The sequence below is a fragment of the Xanthomonas sp. PPL134 genome, assembly GCF_040595915.1.
Classification (GTDB): domain Bacteria; phylum Pseudomonadota; class Gammaproteobacteria; order Xanthomonadales; family Xanthomonadaceae; genus Xanthomonas_A; species Xanthomonas_A indica.
In genome coordinates, this window is sequence record NZ_JAMDLL010000001.1 from 258,204 (window position 1) to 272,266 (window position 14,063).

Consider the following 14,063-nt stretch of genomic DNA (forward strand, 5'->3'; position numbering starts at 1 on the left):
CAGCCGCGGGTTGCGCGCTGGCACCGGCGGACATCGCCAATGCGCCGCCCGCGGCCAGGCCGCTACCGAGGGCACCGAGCGCGCGACGGCGGCCGGCGGAATGGTCGGGATCGTGGTCGTGCATGGCGCGGCTCCTGGCGTGGGGGAAGACGCGGCGGCGCGCATCGCAGACGCCGCCGGAGTGGCATCGTCTGCGCGTGCGATGCACGGGATCCTGCACCCGGTGCGCGGCAGTGCGGCAGGCGATGCCCCCATCTGAGCGGTGTGCATGGCAGCACCGCGTGAGCGCACAGTGCCGCCGACGTGAAGCGCCAGCAGCGTTTCCGCCTCGCTCAGCGAAGGCGCGCTGCGATCAGCCCAGCAGTTCGAAGCTGGCCGACAACCCCGGCGCTTGCGCCGAGGGCGCCACCCACAGGTCGAACTGGCCCGGTTCCACCGTCGGCGTGAGTGCCTGGCCGACGAACAGCAGATCCTCGCGGCGCAGCACGAATTCGACACCCGCGCTGCCGCCAGCCGGCACCGCGACCTTGCGAAAATCCTTCAGCTCGCGCACCGGGCGGGTGATGCTGGCGCTGCGATCGCGCACGTACAGTTGCACCACTTCCTCGGCGTCGTGATAGCCGCGGTTGTGGATGCGCGCGGCGATCTTCAGCGTGCCGCCGGCTGTCAGCCGCGATGCGCTCAAGCTCAGTTCGCCGTACTCGATGCGGCCGTAGGTGAGACCGTGGCCGAACGGGAACAGCGCGGTGTTGGAGATCGTGCGGTAGTGGGTGGTGAACGGCGTCAGCGCGTTCGGGCGCGGATCGGGGCGACCGGTGGGCTTGTGCGCGTAGTAGTACGGCGACTGCCCCGATTCGTGCGGGAAGCTCACCGGCAGTCGCCCGGAGGGGCCATGCACGCCGAACAGGATGTCGGCCAGGGCCGGGCCGGAGGCCGAGCCGAGGAACCAGCTGACCAGGATCGCCGGCGCTTCCAGCACCGCGCCGTCCAGCACCAGCGCACGGCCGTTGCTGAGCACCACCACCACCGGCGTGCCGGTGGCGGCCACCGCCGCCAGCAGCGATTGCTGCACGCCGGGGATGACGATCTCGGTGCGCGACTGCGCTTCGCCGGAGTAGCGCAGCGGTTCGCCGATCGCCAGGATCGCCACGTCGGCGGCGGTCGCCGCCGCGACGGCCGCCTGCACGCCACCCGGCAGTGCGTGCTCGAAGGCGCAGCCTTCCACCACCTGCAATGCCGCCGGCTCGGCCAGCTGCGCGCGCAGCGCGGTGGCCAGGTCATTGCCGCTGTCGTCGCCGCCGAACAGCGTCCACGGGCCTGCGCTGTCCACCCAGTTGCTGGCCATCGGCCCGATCAGCGCGATGCGCTGGCCCTGGCGCTTGAGCGGCAGCAGCTCGCCCTCGTTCTTCAGCAGCACCACCGATTTGCGCGCGGCTTCGTACGCCAGCGCCAGCGTCTCCGGACGCCGCTGCCGCGCCTGCGCGCGCTCGGGCACGATGCGCAGGAACGGGTCGTCGAACAGGCCCAAGGCGGCCTTGAAGCGCAGCACGCGGCGCACCGCGTCGTCCAGCCGCGCCATCGGCACCGCGCCGGCGGCCACCAGGCCGGGCAGGTGCTGCAGGTACAGCCCGCTCTGCATGCTGATGTCCACCCCGGCCAGGAACGCCAGCCGCGCCGCGTCGCGCGCATCGCGGGCGTAGCCGTGCGCGACCAGTTCGAGGTCGCCGGTGTAGTCGGAGACCACCAGCCCGCTGTAGTTCCATTCGCCGCGCAGCACCTGGCTCAGCAGCCAGGTGTTGGCGGTGGCAGGGACGCCGGACAGCTCGTTGAAGGAGGCCATGGTGGTCACCGCGCCGGCGCCGAAGGCGGCCTGGAACGGCGGGAAATACACTTCGCGCAAGGTGCGTTCGGAGATGTCGACGGTGTTGTAGTCCAGGCCCGCCTCGGCGGCGCCATAGGCGGCGAAGTGCTTGGCGCAGGCGGCCAGCGCGTCGGCATGATCGATGCCTTCGCCCTGGAAGCCGCGCACGCGCGCCTCGGCGAAGCGCCGGCCCAGCAGCACGTCCTCGCCGCTGCCTTCCACGCCGCGGCCCCAGCGCGCATCGCGGGCGATGTCGACCATCGGCGCGAAGGTCCAGTCGATGCCGACCGCGCTGGCTTCCAGCGCGGCGGCGCGCGCGGTGCGCTGCGCCAGTTCCGGCTCGAAGCTGGCGGCTTCGCCCAGCGGCACCGGGAAGACGGTGGTGAAGCCGTGGATCACGTCGGCGGCGAACAGCATCGGGATCTTCAGCCGGCTTTCCAGCGCGCCCTGCTGCAACTGCTGGTGCCAGCGCACGTTGGAGCCGTTGAAGATGCCGGTCAGGCGCCCGGCGCGCGCGGCGGCCAACTGGCCCTCGGCGGTGGGGCGCACGTTGACCGGGTTGGCGGCCGCGGCCGCGTCGGTCTGCTGCGCCGAGCCGAACAGGGTCAGCTGCCCGGCCTTTTCTTCCGGCGTCATCCGTGCGATCAGTGCGTCGATGAAGGCCGGCGTCTTCGCCGGCGCGCGCGGCAGGGCCAGGCCCATCGGCACGTGCGACAACAACGCGAACGAACCGGCGCCGAGCAACAGCCCGCGCCGCGTGCTACGAAACGCCATCGGCAACCCCCCGTGTGGACCCCGGCGGCCACGCTACCCCATCGGGGAAGGAAAGCTGTGATGCAGTGCACGATCGTGGGCCTGCCGCCGCATCCTGCACTCGCGGCTGACGCCCTTCCCGCATCAGTTCGAAGCACTCCCTGCGTCCTGCCGGTTTGCTGCGAAGGAGCGGCTTGAGCCGCGATGCGCGTGCTCAGCCCGGCGTGTCGTCGCCGATGTCGAACAGAGGGGCTCCCATCGGACGCGACCCCGCGTCGCGCGCGTTGCCCGCCGCCTGCCCGCGCGCGCCTGCCGGCTCGCCCGGTGAGACCGGCACTGGCTACCCTGGTGCACCACTTTCCCGGAGCCCCCATGAGCCGACGTTCCGGCAGCGCCGATCTGCCCCTGCACGGTGGCCGCGTGCCGCACTGGCTGGGCGCGCGTATGACCCGGCTCGGCGCGGTGATGTGCCAGGCCATCGTGCACAGCTACGGCCGCGACGAACTGCTGCGGCGGCTGGCACATCCGTTCTGGTTCCAGTCGCTGGGCGCGGTGATGGGCATGGACTGGCATTCCTCCGGCATCACCACCAGCGTGCTGGGCGCGCTCAAGCGCGGCCTGGCGCCGCTGTCCGGCGAACTGGGCATCCACGTGTGCGGCGGCCGCGGGCGGCATTCGCGGGCCACGCCGGACGAGCTGCAGGCGGTGGGCGAGCGCACCGGCCTGGACGGCGCGGACCTGGCGCGGGTTAGCCGCCTGGTGGCCAAGGTCGACAGCGCCGCGGTGCAGGACGGCTTCGACCTGTACCTGCACGGCTTCATCGTCAGCGACGACGGACGCTGGGTGGTGGTGCAGCAAGGCATGCACGGCGCGCGCAAGCAGGCGCGCCGCTACCACTGGCTGTCGGAGGGGCTGAGCAGCTTCGTCGATGCGCCGCATGCGGCCATCGACGGTCCGCGCCAGGGCCGCATCGTCAATCTCGCCGATCATCGTGCCGCCGCCGCGCGCGCGGCACAGGTGGACCTGTTGCAGACGCTGGCGCCGGAGCGCATCGCCCGCGAATACGCGGCGCTGGAGGCCGCGCAGGCGCCGGACACCGCAGCCGCAGCGCCGCCCCGCACCGTGTTGCGGCGGTGCGATACCGTGCCGGCCGGCGATGCGCTGTTCGCCGCCACCGGCGACCTGTTCGCGCCGGCGGCGGCCGCAGTGCCCGAGCGCCGGCCGGCCGACTTGCCGCATCTGTCGCTGCCCGACCACCACGAGGTGCGCGGCAGCGACGTCGTGGTGCGGCGCTTGCACGGCGCGCTGGCCGCCGCCGCCGACTGCGGCCCGCGCGATTTCCAGGATCTGCTGCAGGTGCCGGGCGTCGGCGCGCGCACCGTACGCGCGCTGGCGCTGGTGGCCGAGGTGCTGCATGGCACGCCATGCCGCTTCAGCGACCCGGCGCGCTTCTCGCTGGCCCACGGCGGCAAGGACCGGCATCCGTTCCCGGTGCCGACGCGGGTCTACGACCACACCATCGGCGTGCTCAAGACCGCCGTGGCGCAGGCCAAGCTGGGCCGCGAGGAGAAGCTGGAGGCGATCCGCCGCCTGGACGCGCAGGCACGCCTGCTCGAGCCGACCGCGCGCGGTCCGTCGGTGGAGGACTACATCGCCGAAGAGCGCGCGCAATCGCACGCCTATGGCGGGCGCAGCGTGTTCGGCTGGGAGCCGGCGCCGCAGGCTGCCGCAGCGCGGCGTGCCGCACGCGCGCGCTGAGGAGCGGATGCGGCGCAGTGCTTGCGCCGAACGTGAACAGATGCAGGGTGTCGTGCAGAAGCGGCGTCAGGGCGCCTTTGATTGCTTCGGGGCCCGTGCTGTAGGAGCGGCTTCAACTGCGAGGTGCATTCCCGGTAAAGCCGGTCGCGGCTGACGCCGCTCCTGCGAGGGGCTGGCGGTGGTTCGGGAAGCCCCGGTACGCGCAGGGCGATGCGGCGGATGGAGCAGGAGCCGGGCTTGTCGTGGCCGCGCTCGCGCCTTTGTCGCGCGCTGCGCACCACGATCCTCCGTTCGAGCGATCGCCCGTATCATGGCGGCCACGGCGCACCGCGTCGGTGCCCCCAAACGACGCGTACGCCGAAGGACGTTTTTCCAGCATGTGGTCTGCCATCAGCAACTTCGGCGACGCGGCGATGACCTTGCCGCTGGCGCTCGTCTGCGCCGTTTGGCTGGCGCTGGGCAGTGGCGGGTGGCGCGCCGCCGGCACCTGGCTGGGTCTGGTGGCCACCGCTGCGGCTCTGGTCGGTGCCACCAAGATTCTCTACGCCGGCTGCGGCGTGGAGTTGCGTGCGTTGCAGTTCCGGGTGATCAGTGGACACACCATGCTCGCCGCCTGCGTGTGGCCGATGGCCTGCATGCTGTGCCTGCGCGCCCGCCCGCGGCCGCGGCTGGCGGTGGCCTGCGGGTTCGCCATCGCCAGCGTGATCGCCATCGCCCGCATCTATGCGCGTGCGCACAGCCTGTCCGAGGTCGCGGTCGGCGTGGTCATCGGGGCTGTGACGACCGCCTGTTACCTGCAGTGGCGCGGTGCGCCGCAGCTGCCTGCTCGCCTGCGTGTGTATGCCATCTTGTCGGTGGCCCTGATCGCTGTGCTGATGTACGGGCGCCATGCGCCGATCCAGCACGCCATCCAGACCTATTCGCCGGCGCTGTGCGGCCGCGACGGCTGATCGCGCCATCGTCTGCCTGCGGGCGCATGCACGCGCGCTTCGCCTGTCGTATGCCTGCTCTTGACCTGGGCGTTGCTACACCCGAAGCGGATGGCCGTTGTGGCCGCTATCAGGAGACGTATCGATGCCGGAGCAATCCACCACCACCCGTGCGCGCCGCGCCAAGCGCGAAGGCAAGGCTGGCACGACCCAGGCCGGCGAATTCGTGCGTGAGGAGATCGACCGCGTGCGCGAGGGCAAGACGCAGGTGAAGTCGACCAAGCAGGCGATCGCCATCGGTCTGTCCAAGGCGCGCCGTGCCGGGGTCAAGACCGGTGCGTCGAAGACCGCGTCGAAGTCCACCAAGAAGAAGATCGCGCAGGAAGAGGCCAAGGGCGGCAAGCAGGGCAAGCCGTCGCCGACGCGCTCGCGCGGCGCCAAGAAGGCGCTCAAGACCGCCAGCAAGGGCACGACCGCGCGCAAGACCGTGGGCAGCGAGGCGCTGTCGACGCAGACCAAGCGCGCGGCGAAGAAGCGCAGCGCCAGCAGCCGCTCGGCGGCGGCGAAGAAGGCCGCGCAGGCCAAGGGGGCGACGGTGCGCAAGGCCGCGGCCAAGGAGGCGGCGCAGACCCGGGCCAAAAAGTCCGCTACGCGCGCGTCCGTCGCAAAGAAGAGCACGGCGACGTCCACGTCGGCGAGGAAGGCGACGGCCAAGAAGGCCGCGAGCAAGGCGTCTTCGGCAAAGAAGACGGCGACGAAAAAGACGGCCTCGAAGAAGACCGCCTCGAAGAAGACCGCCTCGAAAAAGTCGACCGCCAGGAAGACGCCGGCGAAGAAGAGCGCTGCCAGCAAGCGCACGACCAGCAAGCGCGCCAGCAAGACGTCGTCCGCGCGCAAGCGCAGTTCGAGGGCGAGCGCCTAGCCGCCGATGATGCGTGGCGGCGCACGCCGCCGCCGCGCATTGCACTTCCGCCCTGTACGCCGCCTGGTGTGCTTACAGCTCGGTGTACTTGGTGATGCGGCCCTTGGCCAGCTCCACCGGATACTTGGCGGCGTTGGCCAGCATCTTGCGCTGCGCGGCGTCGATCGGGTCGATGCCCAGCTTGTCGCACAGCTGCACCAGGTACAGCAGCACGTCGGCGATCTCGCTGCCGACCTGCTGCTTTTTTTCTGCAGACAGCTGCAGGCTCTGCGCGTCGTCCAGCCATTGGAAATGTTCCAGCAGTTCCGCCGCTTCCACCGAGAGCGCCGCGGCGAGATTGCGCGGACTGTGGAATTGGCCCCAGTCGCGGGCGTCGGCGAAGGCGCGTTGGGCGGTCTGCAGGTCGTGGAGGCTGTCGGGCATGGCATGGCTCGCAGTGGGGACGGCGCATGGTAATGCAGCGGCGGCGCGTGCACGCAGGGCACGGCCTGCAAGGCATGCACCGCGGTCGCGACATCGGACTCACGGCATGGTCACCGACGATGCACGGCATCGGCAGCGACACTGCATGCACGTGTTCGCAGACGAAAGGAACTACCCATGCAAGCTCTGACCTATCACGGCACCCGGGACGTGCGCGTGGAAGCCGTTCCCGACCCCGTGCTGGTGGAGACCGACGACATCATCCTGCGCGTCACCGCCACCGCGATCTGCGGCTCGGACCTGCACCTGTACCGCGGCAAGATCCCCGACCTGCACACCGGCGACGTGCTCGGACACGAGTTCATGGGCGTGGTGGAGGAGGTCGGCCCGGACGTGCAGCGGGTGAAGAAGGGCGACCGCGTGGTGATCCCGTTCGTGATCGCCTGCGGCGAGTGCTTCCATTGTCGCCTGACCGAATACGCTGCCTGCGAGACCACCAACACCGGCAAGGGTGCGGCGCTGAACCAGAAGGGCATCCGCCCGCCGGCGGCGCTGTTCGGCTACAGCCATCTGTATGGCGGCGTGGCCGGCGGCCAGGCCGAGTACGTGCGCGTGCCCAAGGCCAACGTCGGCCCCCTGGTGGTGCCGGACGTGCTGCACGACGAGCAGGTGCTGTTCCTGTCCGACATCCTGCCCACCGGCTATCAGGCCGCGCTCAATGCCGGCGTGCGCCAGGGCAGCACCGTGGCGATCTTCGGCGCCGGCCCGGTCGGGCTGATGACTGCGGCCTGCTGCCGCATGCTCGGCGCCGAGCGCATCTTCATGGTCGACCGCTATCCGTATCGGCTGGACTTCGCCCAACGCACCTACGGGGTGATCCCGCTGAACTTCGAAGAAGTGGACGATCCGGCCGACATCATCGTCGGCCAGACCGACGGCCGCGGCGTGGATGTCAGCATCGACGCGGTGGGCTTCGAGGCCAAGGGCAGCACCGTGGAGACGGTGATGGCCACGCTGAAGCTGGAAGGCAGCAGCGGCACTGCGCTGCGCCAGTGCATCGCTGCGACCCGCCGTGGCGGCACCGTCAGCGTGCCCGGCGTGTATGCCGGTTTCATCCACGGCTTCCTGTTCGGCGATGCCTTCGACAAGGGGCTGAGCTTCAAGATGGGCCAGACCCACGTGCAGCGCTTCATGCCGGAACTGCTGGAGCACATCGGCGAGGGCCGGTTGCGCCCGAACGAGATCATCACCCACCGCCTGAGCCTGGCCGAAGCGGCGCAGGGCTACTCGATCTTCGACAAGAAGGAGCAGGACTGCCGCAAGGTGATCCTGACCCCGTAAGCCCGCGCAACGCCATCGCCACCGCGGCATCGGTATGGCGATGGCCACGCGCCGGGGATGAATGCTTCATGCGTGTGGACGTTGCCGTGCCGCGCGCACACGCGCCATGCGCACGCAGTCTGCTGTGATCACATGGCGGCGGCGCCGACTTTGCCTGCCGCCTTCGCATAGAGGACTCGCTTGACCGAACTGCGCCTTCCCACCGCCCTCGGCGATGCCGATGCCTTGCGCGCCGCTGCGCTGCACGCGCTGGCACGCTATCCACACTTGCCGCTGCCTGGCGGCGGCGACACCCTGGACCGCTGGCGGATCCTCGCCGAGATCGCCGCGGTCGACGTGTGCCTGGCCAAGGTACTGGAAGCGCATTACGACGCACAGGCGATCCTCGCCGAACTTGGTGCGCCGGCGCCGCCGCCCGGGCAGCTGTTCGCGGTGTGGGCTGCGGAAGCGCCGGACGCGCGCCTGGCCTATCGCGGCAATGCGCCACGCGGCGAGGTGCACGGCCGCAAGGCCTGGTGCTCCGGCGCCGGCATCGTCGACCAGGCGCTCATCACCGCGCACGACGCGGAGCGGCAGCAGTTGGTGCAGGTGCAACTGCGCCAGCCCGGCATCGCCATCGACGTACAGGCCTGGGCCGCGGTCGGCATGGCCCGCGTGGTCAGCGGGCCGGTGACCTTCGATGCGGTCCCGGCGCTGGCGGTCGGCGCGCCGGGCCAGTATCTGCATCGCCCCGGGTTCTGGCACGGCGGCGCCGGCATCGCGGCGTGCTGGTACGGTGCCGCGTGCGCGGTGGCCGAGCGTCTGCGCGCGCATCCCAAGCTGCCGCGCGACCCGCATGCGGCGATGCACCTGGGCGTGATCGACCAGCAGCTCGGCGCGGCCCGCGCGTTGCTGCGCGACCTGGCCGCCGCCATCGATGCCGCGCCCGGGCAGGCCCATCGGCATGCGGTGATCCGGTTGCGTTCGTTCGTGGAACGCGCGGCCACCGATGTGCTCGATCGCGTCGGCCGGGCACTCGGCCCAGCGCCGCTGTGCAGCGACCGCGAACATGCGCTGCGTTGCGCCGACCTCGCGGTGTTCGTGCGGCAGAGCCATGCCGAGCATGACTGGGCCGCGCTCGGCCAGGCGCTGGGCGAGCAGGCGCGGCCATGGCGGCTGTGAGTGCGCCGAAGCCGCAGATCCATGGCGACGGCACGCCGGAGTCGGCATGGCAGCGTTCGCCCTGGCTGGCCGCGTTGCCGCAGCGTCCGATCGAAGACCTGATCGCGGGCGCCGCGCGATTGCTGGTGGTGTCGCCGCATCCGGACGACGAAGCGCTGGGCTGTGGCGGCGCGATCGCGTGCGCGCGCCGGCTGGGCGTCCCCGTCCAGCTGATTGCGGTGACCGACGGCGAGGCCTGCTATCCGCACGATCCGTACTGGACGCCGCAGCGCCTGCGCACGGTGCGTCGCGCCGAGCTTGCCGCCGCCGTGGGCCGCCTGGGCGTCGACCCCGCCGCGATCTGTCACCTGGGTCTGGGCGATGGCCAGGTCGGCGCGCAGGAGACGATGCTGGCCGAACGCCTGCATGCGCAGCTGCACGCCGGCGACCTGGTGCTGACCACTTGGCACCGCGATGGCCATCCCGACCACGAGGCCAGCGCGCGCGCGGTGCGGCAGGCCGTCGCCGCCGTCGATGCACGTCTGCTCGAATTCCCGGTCTGGGCCTGGCACTGGCTGCAGGCCGACACCGCGCCGCCGGCCCTGCACGGCGCCGTCCGCTATGCCTTGAACGACGCCGACTGGCAGGCCAAACAAGACGCGCTGCAGTGCTTCGCTTCGCAATTGGGCACCGCGCAGCCGACGGTGTCATCGCCGATCCTGCCGCCGCAGGTCCTGCAACGGTTCGCCCGCCGCTTCGAGGTCTTTGTCGCATGAGTTCGGTCCAGGCCTATTTCGGCGCCCTCTACCGCGACGACGATCCGTTCGGTTATCGCGAGCGCTGGTACGAGGCGCGCAAACGCGCGCTGCTGCTGGCCAGCCTGCCGCGCGCGCGCTTCGCGCGTGCCTGGGAGTTCGGCTGCTCCAACGGCGAACTGACCGCCGCCCTGGCGCCGCGCTGCGATGCGCTGCTGGCCACCGACCTCTCCGAGCGCGCGGTGGCCTTGGCCGCCCAGCGCAATGCCGCCACGGCGCACGTGCAGGTGCAACAGGCCGAGCATCCGCGCACCTGGCCGACGGGCCGTTTCGACCTGATCGTGTTCAGCGAGGTCGGCTACTACCTGCCGCTGCCGCAACTGCAGGAATGCGCGCAGCGCTTGCGCGCTTCGCTGAGCGAGCAGGGCGTGTTGGTCGCCTGCCACTGGCTGCATCCGTTCGCGCAGGCCTGCATGGACGGGCGTGCGGTGCACGCCCGCCTGGCGCAGCGCCTGGCGCTGCCGCGGCTGTTGCGCTATGAGGACGACGACGTGTTGCTCGAAGCCTGGAGCGCGACCCCGTATTCGGTGGCCGCGGCGGAGCGGCTGCGGTGATCGCGGTGCTGATCCCGGCGCACGACGAGGAGGCGTTGATCGGCGCCTGCCTGCGCTCGGTGGCGCGCGCGGCGCGATGCACGGGCCTGCGCGGCGAGGACGTGCAGGTGTTCGTCGCCCTGGACCGGTGCAGCGACGGCACGGCCGGCATCGTCGCCACGCATGGTGCGCACGCCATCGCGCTGCAGAGCGGCAATGTCGGCAGCGCGCGTGCGGCGGCGGCGCAGGCGGCGCTGGCCGCCGGCGCACGCTGGCTGGCCTGTACCGATGCGGACTCGGTGGTGCCGGCGAACTGGCTGTCGGCCCAGTTGGACTGCGCCAGCGACGCGTTCTGCGGCATCGTCACGGTGGACGACTGGGCCGAGTACGACACCAGGGTGCGCGATGCCTATCTGGCCGGCGAGTGCCGTGAGGACGACCACCCGCACGTGCATGGCGCCAACCTGGGCCTCAGCGCCGAGCTGTACCGGCGCTGCGGCGGCTTCCTGCCGCTGGCCGCGCACGAGGACGTGGCATTGGTCGAGGCGATGGTGCGCGTGCAGGCGCGGATCGCGCGGCGCGCGCAACCGGTGGTGACCACCAGCGCGCGGCGCGTGGCGCGTGCCCGGGGCGGCTTCAGCGACTATCTCAAGCAGATGGAGCGCCGCCTGGTCAATGCGCTGCTGCCGGCGGCCGACGGCGACGTCATGGCCTGAGCGCGGCGCGGCGGTCCATCCAGGCGACGAGGCAGCGATGGGCGCGGTCCCGCGACGGGCCTGCCTTCGTGGCGGTCCGGCGCCGGAGGCTGAGACGTCTTGCAGGAGTGCCGCAGTGCGGCATCGACGCCGCGGTCGTGTGCCCCCAGGCCACGGCCGACGGCCGGTACGACAGGGGCTTTGGGAGGTCGGCTCACCGTCCGTCGTCGACATGTGAAATTTTCACGCCCCCTTCACCTGGGGTGGCGGTAGACACGCCCCGCCGGGGTTCGGGATAAGTTTTTGCCGTCGCGCCTGGCGGCTGGCCGCCCAGGAGCCGCTCGGCCCAATCTTGTCAAGTCCGTGACATTGCTTTTTGTTCTGAATCAATTACTTGGTGGTTTGGCGGAGGTGAGGGCGCACGCGCCCCGTTGTCCACAGGGGGTGTGGATGACTTCTGCATAAGGTTGTGGATAAGGCCGACGCCGGCCCGTGACACAACAGTGTCAAGAGGGGTGGCGAAAAATTGACCAGGCGATTTTTCGGGCGGCGTCAGGCAGGCCCTGGAGCCTGTCTCGGACGCCTCGTCGGGGGCATCAGGGCGGCGGACGGTGGCGGAAATGCGGGTCTCGCCATGGCGCCACCGTGCGGCGCCATGGCGGGAACCACCGCATTGCTCAGGCCAACAGGCGCAGCTTCGGCTCGCGGCTCCACTGCCGGGTCTTGGCGGCGGCGACGAAGCCCTTGCTGTCGCTGGCCTCGATCACGCCGGCATCCTTCTGCACGTTGCCGGCCTTCAGCAGCGGCTGCGCGCCGGCGTCGGCGGCGATGGCCTTGAGGTGGGCGAAGGCGTTGCTGACGAAGTCGATGGCTGCCGATTCCTTGCTCAGCCGCTTGCCGGCTTCGGCCGACAGCACCACTGCCACCGCGTCGAACACGAACGAGGGCGTGCCGGCCAACTGGCCGTCGGCGATCAGGCGCTTGCCGTCGCTGAGCACGGCACCGCCGAGCTTGGGTGCCACGATCTTGACCGCGGCACCGGCGTCGCTGGCGGCCTTGCGCAGCTCGCGCACGGTCTTGGCGTCCGAGCCCTCGTCGATCAGGATGCCGATCGCGCGGCCCTGCAGGGTGGGTTTCATCCGCCCGATCAATTGCAGCGCCGGCGACAGCGGCAGATCCTGCGGGGCGACCGCGGCCGGCGGCGCCGGTGGCAATCCGTCCATGCCCAGGCCGTCGGCGACGCGCTGCGCCAGCTTGGGATCGATGTGGCGCAGGTGCCCGACCACGGCCTCGCGCACGTGCGCGGTGTCGACCTTGGACAGTTCGAACACCAGCGCCGAGGCCACGTGCGCCTGTTCCGGCGGGGTCTGGCTGCGGTAGAACAGCCGCGCCTGGCTGTAGTGGTCGGCGAAGCTCTCGGCACGCACGCGGCCCTTGGCGCCGTCGTCGGGCTGGGTGCGATGGCTGACGAAGCCGCGCGCGGTCTCGCGCGGGCTGTCGGCCTGCAGTGAACTGGGTTCGTAGGCGACGCGGCCCTTGGGCACGCCCATCTGCATGTGCCCGTCGCGCTGCATGTTCGCGAACGGGCACTTCGGCGCGTTGATCGGCAACTGGTGGAAGTTGGGCCCGCCCAGGCGGCTGAGCTGGGTGTCCAGGTAGGAGAACAGGCGGCCCTGCAGCAGCGGGTCGTTGGAGAAGTCGATGCCGGGCACGATGTTGGCCGGGCAGTACGCCACCTGCTCGGTCTCGGCGAAGAAGTTGTCCGGCCAGCGGTCCAGCACCATGCGCCCGACGATCTGCAGCGGCACCAGTTCCTCCGGGATCAGCTTGGTGGCGTCCAGGTGGTCGAACGGGAAGCTGTCGGCCTGTTCCTGGGTGAACAGTTGCACGCCCAGTTCCCATTCCGGGAAGTCGCCGCGCTGAATCGCCTCGAACAGGTCGCGGCGGTGGAAGTCCGGATCGGCGCCGGCCAGCTTCACCGCCTCGTCCCAGATCGTGGATTGCAGGCCGAGCTTCGGGCGCCAGTGGAACTTGACGAAGGTGCTGCGGCCTTCGGCGTCGAGCAGGCGGAAGCTGTGGATGCCGAAGCCTTCCATCATGCGCAGCGAGCGCGGGATGGTGCGGTCGCTCATCGCCCACATGATCATGTGCAGCGACTCGGGCATCAGCGAGACGAAGTCCCAGAACGTGTCGTGCGCGCTGGCCGCCTGCGGGAAGCCGCGGTCCGGCTCCATCTTCACCGCGTGGATCAGGTCCGGGAACTTCAGCGCGTCCTGGATGAAGAACACCGGGATGTTGTTGCCCACCAGGTCCCAGTTGCCTTCCTTGGTGTAAAACTTGACCGCGAAGCCGCGCACGTCGCGCGGGGTGTCCACCGAGCCGGCGCCGCCGGCCACGGTGGAGAAGCGGCTGAACACCGGGGTCTTCACCCCGACTTCGGTGAGCAGCGAGGCGGTGGTGTACTTGGCCAGCGAGGCGGTCAGCTCGAAGTAGCCGTGCGCGGCGCTGCCGCGCGCGTGCACGATGCGCTCGGGAATGCGCTCGTGGTCGAAGTGGGTGATCTTTTCGCGCAGGATGAAATCTTCCAGCAGGGTCGGCCCACGCGGGGTGGCGCGCAGCGAATTCTGGTTGTCGGCGACCGGAATGCCCTGGTTGGTGGTCAGCGGCGGATGCGTGCCGCCGGCTTGCTGATGCAACTCATCGCCATGGCCGCGCTGATCGGCAGGCGCAGCGGTGGAAACGAGGGCGGTGGATGATGTGGAATCGCTGGGCGTGCGCTTGCGGCTGGCCATGGAAGGTCGCTCCGGTGCGTGGCGGAAGAGGGCGTCGCGGTGGTGTGCCCGATACGTGAAGGCGCGGACGTGGCGGAAGTCCCGATCCTGGGCGGCACGGC

The 14,063-nt window shown here is 70.7% G+C and carries 10 protein-coding genes and 1 pseudogene; 8 read left to right on the forward strand and 3 right to left on the reverse strand.

Going from position 1 to position 14,063, the window contains the following annotated elements; all coding sequences use genetic code 11:
- Positions 1 to 352: 352 nt before the first annotated feature.
- The gene (locus M3U25_RS01165; protein WP_355495832.1) at positions 353 to 2,635 is read right to left on the reverse strand and encodes a glycoside hydrolase family 3 N-terminal domain-containing protein; all 2,283 of its coding nucleotides are present in this window, start codon (positions 2,633 to 2,635) and stop codon (positions 353 to 355) included.
- A 351-nt stretch (positions 2,636 to 2,986) separates the two neighbouring features.
- Here M3U25_RS01165 and M3U25_RS01170 point away from each other — a divergent pair, with 351 nt between their 5' ends.
- The 3 genes and pseudogenes from M3U25_RS01170 to M3U25_RS01180 form a co-directional block, all read left to right on the forward strand.
- Positions 2,987 to 4,372, forward strand: a complete 1,386-nt coding sequence (locus M3U25_RS01170; protein WP_355495829.1) for a DUF763 domain-containing protein — start codon at positions 2,987 to 2,989, stop codon at positions 4,370 to 4,372.
- Between the two features lie 242 nt (positions 4,373 to 4,614).
- On the forward strand, positions 4,615 to 5,322 hold the full coding sequence (locus M3U25_RS01175; RefSeq protein ID WP_355588461.1) for a phosphatase PAP2 family protein: 708 nt from the start codon (positions 4,615 to 4,617) through the stop codon (positions 5,320 to 5,322).
- A gap of 124 nt (positions 5,323 to 5,446) precedes the next feature.
- A pseudogene (locus M3U25_RS01180) lies at positions 5,447 to 5,941 on the forward strand (DUF6496 domain-containing protein); the annotation flags it as partial.
- Between the two features lie 354 nt (positions 5,942 to 6,295).
- Here the strand turns inward: M3U25_RS01180 and M3U25_RS01185 are convergent.
- Positions 6,296 to 6,646 (reverse strand): nucleotide pyrophosphohydrolase, encoded by a 351-nt coding sequence (locus M3U25_RS01185; RefSeq protein ID WP_355495823.1) that lies wholly within the window; start codon positions 6,644 to 6,646, stop codon positions 6,296 to 6,298.
- A 177-nt stretch (positions 6,647 to 6,823) separates the two neighbouring features.
- Between M3U25_RS01185 and M3U25_RS01190 the strand changes: the two genes are divergently transcribed.
- The 5 genes from M3U25_RS01190 (at position 6,824) to M3U25_RS01210 (ending at position 11,191) form a co-directional block, all read left to right on the forward strand.
- Positions 6,824 to 7,987, forward strand: a complete 1,164-nt coding sequence (locus tag M3U25_RS01190; protein ID WP_355495820.1) for a zinc-dependent alcohol dehydrogenase — start codon at positions 6,824 to 6,826, stop codon at positions 7,985 to 7,987.
- A 180-nt stretch (positions 7,988 to 8,167) separates the two neighbouring features.
- A complete protein-coding gene (locus M3U25_RS01195; RefSeq protein ID WP_355495817.1) occupies positions 8,168 to 9,148 on the forward strand; it encodes an acyl-CoA dehydrogenase in 981 nt (326 codons plus the stop codon).
- Complete coding sequence (locus M3U25_RS01200) at positions 9,136 to 9,903, forward strand: PIG-L family deacetylase (RefSeq protein WP_355495814.1); 768 nt, start codon at positions 9,136 to 9,138, stop codon at positions 9,901 to 9,903. The genes M3U25_RS01195 and M3U25_RS01200 overlap by 13 nt, the downstream gene beginning before the upstream one ends.
- Complete coding sequence (locus tag M3U25_RS01205) at positions 9,900 to 10,496, forward strand: class I SAM-dependent methyltransferase (protein ID WP_355495811.1); 597 nt, start codon at positions 9,900 to 9,902, stop codon at positions 10,494 to 10,496. Before M3U25_RS01200 ends, M3U25_RS01205 begins: the two co-directional genes overlap by 4 nt.
- Positions 10,493 to 11,191, forward strand: a complete 699-nt coding sequence (locus M3U25_RS01210; protein ID WP_355495808.1) for a glycosyltransferase family 2 protein — start codon at positions 10,493 to 10,495, stop codon at positions 11,189 to 11,191. Before M3U25_RS01205 ends, M3U25_RS01210 begins: the two co-directional genes overlap by 4 nt.
- Before the next feature lie 656 nt (positions 11,192 to 11,847).
- On the opposite strand, the gene M3U25_RS01215 is transcribed toward M3U25_RS01210, so the two are convergent.
- On the reverse strand, positions 11,848 to 13,962 hold the full coding sequence (locus tag M3U25_RS01215) for a catalase (RefSeq protein ID WP_355495805.1): 2,115 nt from the start codon (positions 13,960 to 13,962) through the stop codon (positions 11,848 to 11,850).
- Positions 13,963 to 14,063 lie beyond the last annotated feature (101 nt).

What these genes read in the sequence shown, in the direction of transcription:
- M3U25_RS01165 (WP_355495832.1), bottom strand. Translation starts at nt 2,635, where the DNA reads ATGGCGTTTCGTAGCACGCGGCGCGGGCTGTTGCTCGGCGCCGGTTCG.
- M3U25_RS01170 (WP_355495829.1), top strand. Translation starts at nt 2,987, where the DNA reads ATGAGCCGACGTTCCGGCAGCGCCGATCTGCCCCTGCACGGTGGCCGC.
- M3U25_RS01185 (WP_355495823.1), bottom strand. Translation starts at nt 6,646, where the DNA reads ATGCCCGACAGCCTCCACGACCTGCAGACCGCCCAACGCGCCTTCGCC.
- M3U25_RS01190 (WP_355495820.1), top strand. Translation starts at nt 6,824, where the DNA reads ATGCAAGCTCTGACCTATCACGGCACCCGGGACGTGCGCGTGGAAGCC.
- M3U25_RS01200 (WP_355495814.1), top strand. Translation starts at nt 9,136, where the DNA reads ATGGCGGCTGTGAGTGCGCCGAAGCCGCAGATCCATGGCGACGGCACG.
- M3U25_RS01205 (WP_355495811.1), top strand. Translation starts at nt 9,900, where the DNA reads ATGAGTTCGGTCCAGGCCTATTTCGGCGCCCTCTACCGCGACGACGAT.
- M3U25_RS01215 (WP_355495805.1), bottom strand. Translation starts at nt 13,962, where the DNA reads ATGGCCAGCCGCAAGCGCACGCCCAGCGATTCCACATCATCCACCGCC.